This window comes from Roseicyclus sp. (assembly GCF_052168335.1).
Classification (GTDB): domain Bacteria; phylum Pseudomonadota; class Alphaproteobacteria; order Rhodobacterales; family Rhodobacteraceae; genus Roseibacterium.
Map to the genome: position 1 here is coordinate 1 of NZ_JBQLZP010000291.1, position 11,962 is coordinate 11,962.

Annotated in this window: 13 protein-coding genes; 5 read left to right on the forward strand and 8 right to left on the reverse strand. The window is 70.9% G+C overall.

Annotation, left to right across the window (positions count from 1 at the left end):
- The 3 genes from ACTS11_RS08970 to ACTS11_RS08980 form a co-directional block, all read right to left on the reverse strand.
- Positions 1-453 (reverse strand): DNA-methyltransferase (locus tag ACTS11_RS08970; RefSeq protein WP_442639983.1); only part of this gene is annotated, 453 nt, incomplete at its 3' end.
- Positions 454-556: 103 nt separating this feature from the next.
- Positions 557-1,186, reverse strand: coding sequence for a ribonuclease HII (locus ACTS11_RS08975; RefSeq protein WP_442639984.1), 630 nt, complete (start codon positions 1,184-1,186; stop codon positions 557-559).
- A 138-nt stretch (positions 1,187-1,324) separates the two neighbouring features.
- On the reverse strand, positions 1,325-1,798 hold the full coding sequence (locus tag ACTS11_RS08980) for a hypothetical protein (protein WP_442639985.1): 474 nt from the start codon (positions 1,796-1,798) through the stop codon (positions 1,325-1,327).
- Between the two features lie 233 nt (positions 1,799-2,031).
- Between ACTS11_RS08980 and ACTS11_RS08985 the strand changes: the two genes are divergently transcribed.
- Positions 2,032-2,313 (forward strand): hypothetical protein, encoded by a 282-nt coding sequence (locus ACTS11_RS08985; protein ID WP_442639986.1) that lies wholly within the window; start codon positions 2,032-2,034, stop codon positions 2,311-2,313.
- Complete coding sequence (locus ACTS11_RS08990; RefSeq protein WP_442639987.1) at positions 2,285-2,986, forward strand: winged helix-turn-helix domain-containing protein; 702 nt, start codon at positions 2,285-2,287, stop codon at positions 2,984-2,986. Before ACTS11_RS08985 ends, ACTS11_RS08990 begins: the two co-directional genes overlap by 29 nt.
- On the opposite strand, the gene uxuA is transcribed toward ACTS11_RS08990, so the two are convergent.
- Genes uxuA through ACTS11_RS09010 form a run of 4 tightly spaced genes read right to left on the reverse strand, consistent with a single transcriptional unit; the run spans position 2,981 to position 7,303 of the window.
- Positions 2,981-4,177 carry a mannonate dehydratase gene (gene uxuA, locus ACTS11_RS08995; RefSeq protein WP_442639988.1) on the reverse strand — a complete coding sequence of 399 codons (1,197 nt, stop codon included), beginning with the start codon at positions 4,175-4,177 and terminating at the stop codon, positions 2,981-2,983. The genes ACTS11_RS08990 and uxuA overlap by 6 nt on opposite strands.
- Positions 4,174-5,241, reverse strand: coding sequence for a Gfo/Idh/MocA family protein (locus ACTS11_RS09000; protein ID WP_442639989.1), 1,068 nt, complete (start codon positions 5,239-5,241; stop codon positions 4,174-4,176). Before ACTS11_RS09000 ends, uxuA begins: the two co-directional genes overlap by 4 nt.
- Positions 5,238-6,245 (reverse strand): Gfo/Idh/MocA family protein, encoded by a 1,008-nt coding sequence (locus tag ACTS11_RS09005; RefSeq protein ID WP_442639990.1) that lies wholly within the window; start codon positions 6,243-6,245, stop codon positions 5,238-5,240. The genes ACTS11_RS09000 and ACTS11_RS09005 overlap by 4 nt, the downstream gene beginning before the upstream one ends.
- Positions 6,242-7,303, reverse strand: a complete 1,062-nt coding sequence (locus ACTS11_RS09010; RefSeq protein ID WP_442639991.1) for a Gfo/Idh/MocA family protein — start codon at positions 7,301-7,303, stop codon at positions 6,242-6,244. The genes ACTS11_RS09005 and ACTS11_RS09010 overlap by 4 nt, the downstream gene beginning before the upstream one ends.
- Positions 7,304-7,410: 107 nt before the next feature.
- Here ACTS11_RS09010 and ACTS11_RS09015 point away from each other — a divergent pair, with 107 nt between their 5' ends.
- A complete protein-coding gene (locus ACTS11_RS09015; RefSeq protein ID WP_442639992.1) occupies positions 7,411-8,118 on the forward strand; it encodes a GntR family transcriptional regulator in 708 nt (235 codons plus the stop codon).
- Between the two features lie 62 nt (positions 8,119-8,180).
- Positions 8,181-9,902 (forward strand): ABC transporter permease, encoded by a 1,722-nt coding sequence (locus ACTS11_RS09020; protein WP_442639993.1) that lies wholly within the window; start codon positions 8,181-8,183, stop codon positions 9,900-9,902.
- Between the two features lie 52 nt (positions 9,903-9,954).
- On the opposite strand, the gene ACTS11_RS09025 is transcribed toward ACTS11_RS09020, so the two are convergent.
- Positions 9,955-10,974 carry an extracellular solute-binding protein gene (locus ACTS11_RS09025; RefSeq protein WP_442639994.1) on the reverse strand — a complete coding sequence of 340 codons (1,020 nt, stop codon included), beginning with the start codon at positions 10,972-10,974 and terminating at the stop codon, positions 9,955-9,957.
- Between the two features lie 184 nt (positions 10,975-11,158).
- Between ACTS11_RS09025 and ACTS11_RS09030 the strand changes: the two genes are divergently transcribed.
- Positions 11,159-11,962, forward strand: an 804-nt coding sequence (locus ACTS11_RS09030) for an MFS transporter (RefSeq protein ID WP_442639995.1), incomplete at its 3' end; no start/stop codon positions are given.

An 11,962-nucleotide genomic window follows, 5' to 3' on the forward strand; every position in this document is an offset into this window, starting at 1 on the left:
CTTCGACGCCCAGATCATCGTCTCGTGCGCGTTGGTCAGCCGCTTCCCGCGGAAGTTCGGCATCGGGTTCGACTTGCGCCAGACCACGTCGTTCAGGATCCAGAAGCCCTGGTTCTGCAGCTCCGAGCCGACACGGAAGATGTTGTGATAGCTCCCGATCACCCAGATCGCGCCGTCGGGCTTCAGGAGCCTGCGCGCGGCGGAGAGCCAGTCGCGGGTGAACTGGTCGTAGGTCGCGAAACTGTCGAACCGGTCCCAGTCGTCGTCACAGGCGTCGACCATCGTGTTGTTCGGACGATGCAGCGCGCCCTTGAGCTGGAGGTTGTAGGGCGGGTCCGCGAAGATCAGGTCGACCGACGCCTCTGGCAGACCGCGCATCACCTCGATGCAGTCTCCGCCCAGAATCGTGTTAAGCGGCAGGGTCGCTGCCGCGTCCGTCTTGGTTTTCGTCATCGCTGCCTCTGGTCCGTCGCCTCTGCGGGCGCGTGGTTTTCCACAGAATCGCCGAAAGGCGAATCGGGGTCAATTTGTTTTTGTGAATCAGAGGCTTGGCGGTTCAGTCGCACAACATCTGGTGGACCGGCGCGAAGGAACGCCTATGGTGCGGGGTCACCCCAAGATGTTGGAGGGCGCGGCGATGCGCCTCCGTTCCGTATCCCGCATTGGCCGCCCAGCCATAGCCGGGGAAGGCCGCGTCGAGCTCGGCCATGACGCGGTCGCGGGCGACCTTGGCGACTATCGAGGCCGCCGCGATCGAGACGCAGCGCCCGTCCCCGCCGATCAGCGGCGTGGCGGGGGAGCCGATGTCCGGCGGGCAGGCGTTGCCGTCGATCAGCACGTGGCAGGGCCGCTCCGGCAGGGCCTCCACCGCGCGGCACATGGCGAGGAAGGTGGCGTTGCGGATGTTGAGCGCGTCGATCTCCTCGACGCTGGCCCAGCCGATGCCGATGCGGGCGGTGCCTTCGATCAGGCGGAGCAACTCTTCGCGCCGGTCGCGGCGGAGGAGCTTCGAATCGTTCAGGCCTTCGGGGATGCGCGTGGCGTCGAGGATCACGGCCGCCGCCGTCACGGGCCCGGCGAGCGGGCCGCGCCCGGCCTCGTCCACGCCCGCGACGAGGCGCGCGCCGGCGGCGATCAGCGTCTCCTCGTGGAGGTAGTCGGGGGTCGGGCGCAGGGTCTCGAGCATGGGAACTTCATTCCACGACACCGCGCGCGACACAAGAAAGGGCGGCGGTGAGGGGTGCACCGCCGCCCGTCCGGCCCTCCGGAGGATCTTGCTGGGGAAAGGGTCGTTGTCGCCGACCGTCCTCGGGGGCCGGATGCGTCAGGGCCGGAAACCGGCCTCGCGCTGCCAGCCGTTCTGCGCGAGGCAGCGGCCGGCGTAGATCATGCGCGGGCCATTGAAGGTCTCGACCCGGTGAAGGCACTGGTCGGGCAGGAGCGCGGGCCGCGCGACGTTGTTCTGCATGCAGCGCCGCACGTAGCCCCGGTAGTAGCCGTTGCGGTCCTGCCCCTCGATGAAGCAGCGCGCCGGCGCGATCAGCGCCTGGGGGCGGTGGGGCTGATGCGGCTGGTGGCCCTGCGGCGGGCGGTGCCCGGACTGGCGCGGCGGCGTGGCGTTGCGGTTGTTGTTCTGGATCGCCTGCCCGATGGCATAGAGCGCGATCAGCCCGCCGATGATGGCGACGACCTCGTCGTTGTTGTTGGCGCGGGCGGGCGTGGCGGAGGCGGTGACGCCCCCGAGGGCGAGGCCCAACGCGAGCGTTGCGGCGGTGAAGCTCCTTGCGATGCGGTTCATGTCGTGGCTCCTCTCGTGGGACCGCCGGTGCCGTCCGGCGTCGGGCGGTGCGTGATGGAGCGACGTTCCGGCCGATGTGCCCGGCCAAGCAATAACGGCCCGGCGCTATCGGATAACGGCAGCGCAGGGCCCTGCGGTCATTGCCTTGCAGCGGGCTGCCGTGCCCATGTCGCGGAAGGACATGTGGACCCCAAACCGCACATGCATTACGAGAGCAGCCCATGACGAAACCGATGCGCACCCTTCTTTTCGGCACCTTTCTCGCCATCGTCGCGGGACCGGCCGCCGCCGCCTGCTACGCGGACTACCGCGCCCGAACGGAGGACCCTCTGAGGCTCCATTACGGGGTGATCGAGGTGCCGGACGGGGCCTGTTCCGTCTCGGGCGCCGCGCCGATCATCGCGCAGCGGATCGCGGCGGAGGGCTGGCAGCTCCTGCAGGTGATCTCGGTCTTCGACGAGAGCGGTCTGGATGCCAGGAGGTCCGATGCCGGAGCGTATTTCCTCCGTTACTGAGACGCGCGTCGCCTCGACCCGCGTCATCCAGATCGGAATGGGAGCCATCGTCGCGATCCTCGTGGTCTCGGCGGTCCTCCTGTTCGTGAACCTGCCCGACGCGGACGCCTTCAACGCCGCCATCGCGGACATCTTCGTGAATGCCGACGTGCGCGACCCGGACGCGACTCGGATGCTCGAGATCATGGCCGAGACCGGCACCACCTTCTCGGGCGTGCTGGCCAGCTACCGGGCGGTGATGTTCGTCCTGATGGTCTTCGCCGCCGCGCTCCTGATCGCCTGCCTCGTCTTCCTGGCCACGATCGTCACGCTCAACCGCCGCATCGGCGAGATCGAGCGGCGCGGCATCCAGGTCTCCTCGCTGATCCTCAGCCGGGAGGAGCGCGTGGTCCTAATCAACAACCTCGAGTTCAAGCTGACCGAGGCCGCGATGGAGACGCTGTCGGTCCTGGCCGAGGCGCGGCTCGACGACGAGGTTCTGACCGGCGCGCAGATCGAGGCGATGGTCTCGGGCCGCCCCGAGACGGACGTGGACGAGGCGGCGGGCGCGACGCGGATCAAGCGGCTCCGCGACACGCTGGGCAACCAGATGGTGAGCGAACTCCTGGTCAAGAACATCGCCCGCAAGGGCTATGTCCTCGCCATCGAGAAGGACGTGATCCGGATGCTATGAGGCGCCGTGGCCCACCGCGGCCATGACGCCCCGAAGCTCCGCCAGCCCGCGCAGCCGCCCGACCAGCGGATAGCCCGGCTGCCCCCTCCGCGCGATGTCGTCGAGGAGGTCGTGGCCGTGGTCCGGGCGCATCGGGATCTCGGCGTCCGCCCGCCCCGCGGCCCGGCGCCGCGCCTCCTCGGCCATGAGCGCGCGGATCGTCGTCACCATGTCGGTGTCGCCGTCGAGATGCGCGCTTTCCTGGAAGCTGACGCGCAGGCCCGTGGCGCCCGCGTCGCGCGCGGTGTTCCTCAGGTGGACGAAGTGGATGCGCGGGCCAAGCGCCGCGACGAAGGCGGCGGGGTCGAAATCCGCCCGCACGCCGAGGGAGCCGGTGCAGAACGTGGCGCCGTTCGCGTCGCTCGGCACGGCGTCGAGCACGGCGCGGTAGTCGTCGAGCGTCGACATGATCCGGGGCAGCCCGAGGATCGGGAAGGGCGGATCGTCGGGGTGGCAGCAGAGGCGGAGGCCGAGTTCCTCCGCGACCGGCACGACCTCGCGCAGGAAGTCCACGAGGTGCGCGCGGAGCGCCTCGGCGTCGATCCCGTCATAGGTGGCGAGGCAGGCCCGCACGTCCTCGAGCGTCCAGCTCTCGGTCGAACCGGGCAGGCCCGCGGTGATGTTGGCGGCGAGCGCCTGAGCGCGGGCCTCGTCCATGTCGGCGGCGCGCCGCGTCGCCTCCGCCACAACATCGGGCGCGTAGTCCGCCTCGGCGCCCGCGCGCTTCAGGAGGTGGATGTCGAAGGCCGCGAAGTCCACGATGTCGAAGCGCATCGCCGTCCCGCCCTCGGGCAGCGGTTCGCGCAGCGCGGTGCGCGTCCAGTCGAGCACGGGCATGAAGTTGTAGCAGATAACCCGCGGCCCGCCCGCCTCCGCCACCGCGCGCAGGCTGTCGATCCAGGCGTCGATATGCGCGCGCCAAGGTCCGGAGCGGGTCTTGATCGGCTCGGACATCGGGATGCTCTCGATGACGTCCCAGGTGAGGCCCGCGGCCTCGATCACGGCCTTCCGCTCCGCCACCTCCGCCGCCGTCCAGGCGGTGCCCGACGGCAGGTGGTGCAGTGCGCTGACGATGCCCTTCGCGCCGGTCTGGCGCACCTCGGCGAGCGTGATCGGGTCGGGCGGGCCGAACCAGCGCCAGGTCTCCCTCATGCGGTCTCCTCCGGTTGCCAGCCCTGCCGGAACGGATGCTCCTGCGGCAGCGGCAGAGTGACGGGACCGCCCGAGCGGGCGGCGGCGTAGATCGCGGTGACGAGCTCGATGGAGCGGCGCCCGTCCTCGAAGAGAACCGCCGCCGAAGTGCGCCCCGCGAGGTGGTCGGCGACCGCCTCGAGATACCCCGCGAAGCCGGGCCGCGCGCCCGCGTGCCGCGCCATGATGGCGTCGACCTCCGCCTGCCGCGCCGGGTCGCGCGCCTCGAAGCGCCACGTGCCCGTGGCGGGGGCGTAGGGCACGGTGGCGCTCGTCGCCGTCAGGTCGCGGAACACGAGGCGGAGCCGCGTCTCGTCCGTGGCCGCGCCGAGCGTCACCGACGAGGTGGCGAGCGCGCCGCACTCGAACCGGAAGGCGAGCGCCGCGCAATCCTCGGTCTCGATCGGGTTCACGCGCGTGGCGAGCATGGCCTGCACGGTCGCGGGCGCCCCGAAGTAGCGGCAGAGGAGGTCGTGCGCATGGATCGCGTGGCCGAGGACGGCGCCCCCGGATTCGCCCGCCCAGGTGCCGCGCCACGGGATCGCGTAGTAATCGCCCTTGCGGTTCCAGTGCGTCTCGAGGCTGGCCACCACCGGCGGTCCGGCGAGGTCCGCCCCGATCAGCGCGTCGAGCGCGGCGAAGGCGGGGCCGTAGCGATACTGGAAGACGGGGAAGACCTCGCGACCCGCCCGCGCGGCCGCCGCGCCGATCGCCTCGATCTCGGCGAGGCTGCGGGCCAGCGGCTTCTCGCAGACCACGTGCTTGCCCGCCTCGAGCGCGGCGATGGCGACGGGCGCGTGGAGGTGCGGCGGCAGGCAGACGTCGACGAGGTCGATCTCCGGGTCCGCCAGCACCGCCTCGATTTCCGCCTCCAGCCGCAGCCCCGGATCGCCCGCCGCGACGAGGCGCGCGCGGTCGAGATCGCGGTCGCAGAGAACGGCGACCTCGAAGCGGCCCGGCAGCGCGCGGTAGCCCGTCAGATGCTCCGCCCCGATGCCCGCGCCGAGGATGGCGACGCGGATCATGCGCGCCCCTCCGCCAGGGCCTGCGCCTTCAGCGCAAGCTCCATCACGGTGAAGGCGTGGGCCTGCGGCATCGCCGTCTCGGTCCTGTCCCGCACGTCGGCGAGGATGCGCGCGAAGTAGGGCAGGCCCGCGTCGCGCGCGTCGATGGCCTCGCAGCGCGTGCCGTTCACGAGGATCAGCGTGTCGGTCCCGACGCGGCCGCCCACGTCCACGTACTTGCGCAGCTCGATGTAGCCCTCCGTGCCGAGGATCGTCAGCCGCCCGTCCCCCCAGGTCGGCAGCGCATCGGGCGTGAACCAGTCGACCCGGATATAGCCACGCCCCCGGTCCGAGCGGAGCGCGATCTCGCCGAAGTCCTGGAGGCCCGGATCGCCGGGATGGGCGCAATTCTCGGCCGCCGCGTGGACGATCTCGGCCGTGGCCGAGCCGGTGAAATGCAGGAACTGGTCGATCTGGTGGCTCGCGATGTCGGTCAGGATGCCGCCATAGGCCTCCCGCTCGAAGAACCATGCGGGCCGCGTCGCGCGGTTGAGCCGGTGCGGCCCGAGGCCCACGGTCTGCACGACCCGGCCGATGGCGCCTTCTTCTACAAGTTTCGTGGCGAGGGTGACCGACGGGACCTCGAACCGCTCGGAGAAGTCGATGGACCAGATGCGCCCCGTCTCGGCCTGCACGCGGCGAAGCGCGGCGAGTTGCTCGAGCGTGGTGCAGCCCGGCTTGTCCACCATCACGTCCTTGCCCGCGCGCATCGCCTCGATGGCGAGCGCGGCGCGGTCCCGGGGAATTGCGGCGATGACGACGAGCGCGATCTCCGGATCGCTGAGGATCGTCTCCCGGTCGGCGATGCGCGGCAGGTCGGGGAAGCGCTTGCGGAACCCCTCCTCGGTGTTCGGCGCGCCGTCGGTCCACCAGCCGGCGCAGGTGGCGCCGGCGGCGGTCAGGTGCTCGGTCATGCCGAAGGCGTGGCGGTGGTCGATGCCGAGAACGGCGAAGCGGATGCTCATGGATCGCTTTCTTCTATCAGAACTCTGCCGCCATCCCGGGCGGAGCGGGTGATGGCGTCGATCAGGCGATGCGCGGTCAGCGCGTCCTGCCCGGTGATCGCGGGCGGCCTGCCGTCGGACATGGCGGCGGCGAAATCCTCGAGCACCGACTGGTGCCAGTCGTGACCGAAGGCCATCGGGTCGGCGCCGCCTCCCGTGGTCGCGGTGGCGCCGTGCGTCTCTTGCCGTCCGTCGCGCCACGAGACGGTCAGAACGCCCTCCGCGAGCCGCAGGCTCGCCGCCTCGAAGTGCAGCACGATGCTTTCCGAGGCGCCGGGGTAACTCGCGGTCGAGGCGGTCAGCCAGCCCGCCGCGCCGCACGCGAAGCGCAGCCCCGCGACGGCGACGTCCTCCGCCTCCATCCGGTGAAAGCGCGTGGTGGCAGTCATGGCCGTCACCTCGGCAACCGGCCCGGCCAGCGCCAGCGCGAGGTCGATCGTGTGGATCGCCTGGCTGATGAGGACGCCGCCGCCGTCGCGGGCGTAGGTGCCGCGCCCCGGCTCGTCGTAATAGGCCTGCTCCCGCCACCACGGGACCGCGATCTCGACGAGGCCGAGCGCGCCGAGGCCGCCGCCCCGTACGAGGTCGAAGGCGGCGCGCGAGGCCGCGCGCATCCGGTGCTGGAACACGACGCCGAGCGGCACGCCCGCCGCCGCGCAGAGCGCCACGACCTCCTCGGCCTCTGCCAGCGTCCGGCCGAGCGGCTTCTCCGTCAGGATCGCCTTTCCGGCCGCCGCCAGCGGGCCGATCAGCGACGCGCGCGCATCGGGCGGCGTGAGGATCAGCGCAAGATCGACGGCCGGATCGGCGGCGACGGCTTCCACGTCCGCATAGGCGCGCACCGGTGCTCCGAGAACCTGCCCGGCCTCCTGCGCGAAAGCCTGGGCCCGGACGGCGTTGCGCGACATCACCCCCGCGAGGCGCAGCGGCGGCGTCGCGTCGCGCAGCGCGAGGAGATGCGTCCGCGCCACCATCCCGAGCCCGATCATGGCGACCCCGAGGGGCCTTTCCTGCGTCATCGTCATCCTCCCGCAGGCGGACCCTGTGCAAGCGCATGAGAATTGTCAACGGACCCGTACACCAGTATACCGGTGGGACACGAACCAGCCCGGGGAGACGAGAGACCATGACGGCCAGCACTCCCCCTCCCGATCTCGCGCTCCCGGCCATCGACCTCGACCAGCCCACGGCGCAGCAGATCCACGCCGCCCTCCGCGCGGGGATACTGACGCTCGCCCTGCCGCCCGGCACCCGGCTCTCGGAGGCCGAGACCGGCGCCCGCTTCGGCGCCAGCCGCACCCCCGTCCGCGAAGCGATGACCTGGCTCCGCGACGAGGGGCTGATCGTCACCTGGCCGTCGCGGGGCAACTTCGTGACGCGCATTTCCGAGGATGTCGTGCGCAACGCGCAGTTCGTCCGCGAAGCGCTGGAGACCGCGGCGCTCGCCCGGATCTGCGCGACCGGCCTTGACCCCGAGGACGACGCCCGCATGGACGCCGCGCTCGGGGCGCAGGCCGCGGCGCTCGCCGCGGGCGACACCGCTGCCTTTCACGCCGCCGACGACGCCTTCCACGCCGCGCTCGCGGGGGCCACGGGCCTCTCGCGGGTGCGCACGCTGGTGATGCGCGAGAAGACCGCGCTGGACCGTCTGCGCGCGCTCGCGCTCGGCGACCCGGGGCACCTGCGGCTTCTGGAGGACGAGCATGGCCGCATCCTGAACGCGATCCGCAAGGGTCGCGCCGACAGGGCGCAAAGGGTCCTCGGACGGCACCTCACCCGCGTCCTCGACGTGCTGGAGGATCTGAAGGCGGCGCACGGCGACTACTTCGAGTGACGCCTGTGGCGCACTGAAACGCCGCATTGCATTCGGGGACAAACCCGACAAAAACGCTACGGATGGCCCGCACTCCCACGACCGCACCGAACCGCACCGACCGCGCAATGCGGCGGCCCGGCGCGCTCGGCATCGTCGCCTGGATCGCGGCGGCGCTCTGCCTCCTGCCGATGGTGGCCGTCGCGCTGGCGGCGGCGGGCGGCGGGCTCGACGTCGTCTCCCGGCTCGCGGAGACGGTGCTGCCGCGCTACGCCGGGACGACCGCCCTCCTCGTCGTGATCGTCGGCGTCTCGACAGCGATCATCGGCACGTCCACGGCCTGGCTCGTCACCGCGACGCGGTTCCCGGGGCGGAGGCTTCTGGAGATCGCGCTGGCGCTGCCGCTGACCTACCCGGCCTACGTGCTGGCCTATGCCTACACCGATCTCCTCGACCATCCGGGCTGGGTGCAGACGACGCTGCGCGACCTGACCGGCTGGGGCCCCCGCGACTACTGGTTCCCGGAGATCCGGTCGGTCGGCGGCGCGGCGGCGATGCTGACCTTCGTGCTCTATCCTTACGTCTACCTGCTGGCGCGCGCGGCGTTCCTGCGGCAGTCCGCGACCGCCTACATCGCGGCGCGCACGCTGGGCCAGGGGCCCTGGGGCGCGTTCTTCCGCGTCTCGGTCCCCATCGCGCGGCCGGCCATCGCGGGCGGTGTGCTGCTGGCGCTGATGGAGACGCTGGCCGATTACGGAACCGTCGCCTATTTCGGCGTCCAGACCTTCGCCACGGGCATCTACGTGAGCTGGTTCGGCCTCTTCGACCGGGCGGCGGCGGCGCAGCTCGCGCTGTGCCTCCTCGTCGTGGCGCTGATCCTCGCCACGCTCGAGCGGCGGACGCGCGAGAACCAGCGCCACCACGACGCCGGCCGCCGGTTCGAGCGGATGGAGCCGGTGACGCTGAGGGGCCGCGCCGCAACGGGCGCGATCGTCGTCTGCGGCCTGCCGGTCTTCTTCGGGTTCCTCCTGCCCACCGGCATCCTCCTGTCGCTGGCATGGGGGTCGGGGCAACTCCTCTTCACGCCGCGCTACCTCGCGTTCCTCCAGCACTCCGTCACGCTCGCGGCAATCGCGGCCGTGCTGACGGTGGGCGCGGCCATCGCGCTCGGCTTCAACCTCAGGCTCCGTCCGACGCGCGGCGCGCAGACGGCGATGCGGATCGCGGGCGTTGGCTATGCCGTGCCGGGCGGCGTGATCGCGGTGGGCCTCCTCTTTCCCTTCGCGGCCTTCGACAACGCGCTCGACCGGTTCATGGAGGCGAATTTCGGCATCGACACGGGGCTTCTCATCACAGGGTCGATCTGGCTGATGATCGCGGCCTACATGGTCCGCTTCATGGCGGTGGCGCTCAACACATACGAATCCGGGCTGGCGACGGTGAACCCCAACATCGACGCCGTGGCCCGCACGCTGGGCAAGTCGCCCTCGGGGATGCTGCGCGGCGTCCACCTGCCGATCCTGCGGCCCTCGATCCTGACCGCGCTGCTGATCGTCTTCGTCGACGTGATGAAGGAACTGCCCGCGACGCTGATCCTGAGGCCCTTCAACTACGACACGCTCGCCGTTCAGGCGCACCGCCTCGCCTCGGACGAGCGGCTGCGGGAGGCGGCGGTGCCGAGCCTGGTGATCGGCGCGGTGGGGCTTCTGCCGGTGGCGCTCCTGTGCTGGAGCATCGGGCGCGAAGCCCGCGTGCGGCGCGACGCGGTCTCGGCGGCGGACGCGCAGGTGCAGCGGACGGCGTGAAACGAAAACGGGCGCCGCGAGGGCGCCCGTTCGGTCGTTCCCGTGGCAGGGATCACTCCCAACCGGCGTTGTTCAGCACCTCGACCGCCGCGTCGACGTTCGCCGCGATGTCGGAGAGGTCGATCGTGTCGGGCCGGAAGATGCCCAGCGCCGCGACCGAGGGGGCGAGGCCCACGCCCGGAACCGCCGGATACTCGTCGTTGCCCGCCGAGAAGTACTGCTGCGCCTGGTCCGAGGCGAGGTACTCAAGGAAGGCGATCGCGTTGTCGCGGTTCGGTGCGTTCGCCGCGACGCCACCGCCCGAGATGTTCATGTGCGCGCCGATGTCATTCTGGTTGGGGAAGACCCAGCCGATGTTGGCGAGCTGCTCGGGCGTGATCTGCTCGTCACCCTCGCGGATGATGCGGGCGTAGTAGTAGGTGTTCGACATGGCGATGTCGCACTCGCCCGAGGCGATGCCGCGCAGCTGGTCGGTGTCGCCGCCCTGCGGTGCGCGGGCGAAGTTCTCGACGACGCCGGTGGCCCAGTCCTGCGCCGCCTCCTGGCCGAGATGCGCGATCAGCGCGGCCATGATGTTCTGCGTGTAGACGTTGGTGGACGAGCGGATGCAGACCTGCCCTTCGTACTGGTCGTCGGCCAGCGCCTGGTAGGTCTGCGGCGGGTTCTCGACCTCGGTCTTGTCGTAGAAGATGATCCGCGCGCGCTGCGAGAAGGCGAACCAGCGGTTCTCGTCGTCCTGCAGGTAGGCGGGAACCCGCGTCTCGAGCACCTCGCTCTCGATGGGCTGGAGGAGGCCCATGTTCGCCGCGCGGGCGAGGCGCACGGTGTCGACGGTCAGGAAGACGTCGGCCGGGCTGTTCGCGCCCTCGGCTTCCATCCGGGCGATCAGCTCGTCGGCGTTGCCCTCGATCCGGTTGACCGTGATGCCGGTCATCTCGGTGAAGTCGGAATAGAGCCGCTCGTCGGTGTCGTAGTGGCGCGACGAGTAGAGGTTCAGCTCCTGCGCCTGGGCGGCGGTGAGCGTGGATGCGGCGATGACCGTTCCGAGCAGAACGGAAAGAGTGCGGGTCATGGGACGCTCCCTGAAGGATTGCGGGTCCGATACCTGAGCATTTTTGTCAGGTGGTGGCGGCTTTCTTCCGCAGATGCCGCGCCCAGTCAAGAATTTCCGACAAAATAAATCGGACATCGTCCTGCGGCTTGCGGCCGCTCCCCGGCTCGGCCAGTGTCGCGCGGCCTGCGAGGGGGGAGAACCAATGCGCGCCGGGATCGCGTTCCTTGTGATCGCGTACATACTCAGCCAGTTCTACCGCGCCTTTCTCGCGGTGCTGGCGCCTGCGCTCGAGGCCGACCTCGGCGCGACGACGGCGGACCTCGCGCGCGCCTCGGGCCTCTGGTTCGTGGCCTTCGCGCTGATGCAATTGCCCGTGGGCTGGGCGCTCGACACGCTGGGCCCGCGGCGGACCGCGTCGGTCCCCGTGCTGCTCGGCGCGGCGGGGGGTGCCGCGCTGTTCGCCGCGGCGCAAACGCCGGGGATGATCGTCGCGGCCATGGTCCTCATCGGGATCGGCTGCGCGCCTGTGCTGATGTCGACCTACTACATCTTCGCCCGCACGCTTCCGGCGGCGATCTTCGGGACGCTCGCGGGCGTGACGGTCGGGGTCTCCTCGCTCGGCAACATCCTGTCGGCGGCACCGATGGCCTGGGCTGTCGCGTCCTTCGGCTGGCGCGAGACGGTGGCGGGCTTCGCCGTCTTCACGGCGCTGATCGCGCTGGCCATCGCGGTCTTCGTCCGCGACCCGCCGAAACCGAAAGGTGAGCCGAAAGGCTCGGTGTTCGACCTCCTCGCGATGCCTGCGATCTGGCCGGTCCTCGCGGCGATGTTCGTCTGCTACGCGCCCGCCGCCGGGCTGCGCGGGCTCTGGATCAGCCCCTATGTCGCGGACGTGCACGGCGCGGCGCTGGCGCAGATCGGGACGGCGACGCTGGTGATGGGCCTCGCCATGGTGGCGGGGAACTTCGTCTATGGCCCGATCGACCGCTGGGTGGGCAGCCGGAAG

Excerpts from the sequence above, each read along its gene's own strand:
- ACTS11_RS08975 (WP_442639984.1), bottom strand. The coding sequence starts at position 1,186 with ATGCTCGAGACCCTGCGCCCGACCCCCGACTACCTCCACGAGGAGACG.
- ACTS11_RS08980 (WP_442639985.1), bottom strand. The coding sequence starts at position 1,798 with ATGAACCGCATCGCAAGGAGCTTCACCGCCGCAACGCTCGCGTTGGGC.
- ACTS11_RS08985 (WP_442639986.1), top strand. The coding sequence starts at position 2,032 with ATGCGCACCCTTCTTTTCGGCACCTTTCTCGCCATCGTCGCGGGACCG.
- ACTS11_RS08990 (WP_442639987.1), top strand. The coding sequence starts at position 2,285 with ATGCCGGAGCGTATTTCCTCCGTTACTGAGACGCGCGTCGCCTCGACC.
- uxuA (WP_442639988.1), bottom strand. The coding sequence starts at position 4,177 with ATGAGGGAGACCTGGCGCTGGTTCGGCCCGCCCGACCCGATCACGCTC.
- ACTS11_RS09000 (WP_442639989.1), bottom strand. The coding sequence starts at position 5,241 with ATGATCCGCGTCGCCATCCTCGGCGCGGGCATCGGGGCGGAGCATCTG.
- ACTS11_RS09005 (WP_442639990.1), bottom strand. The coding sequence starts at position 6,245 with ATGAGCATCCGCTTCGCCGTTCTCGGCATCGACCACCGCCACGCCTTC.
- ACTS11_RS09010 (WP_442639991.1), bottom strand. The coding sequence starts at position 7,303 with ATGACGCAGGAAAGGCCCCTCGGGGTCGCCATGATCGGGCTCGGGATG.
- ACTS11_RS09015 (WP_442639992.1), top strand. The coding sequence starts at position 7,411 with ATGACGGCCAGCACTCCCCCTCCCGATCTCGCGCTCCCGGCCATCGAC.
- ACTS11_RS09020 (WP_442639993.1), top strand. The coding sequence starts at position 8,181 with ATGGCCCGCACTCCCACGACCGCACCGAACCGCACCGACCGCGCAATG.
- ACTS11_RS09025 (WP_442639994.1), bottom strand. The coding sequence starts at position 10,974 with ATGACCCGCACTCTTTCCGTTCTGCTCGGAACGGTCATCGCCGCATCC.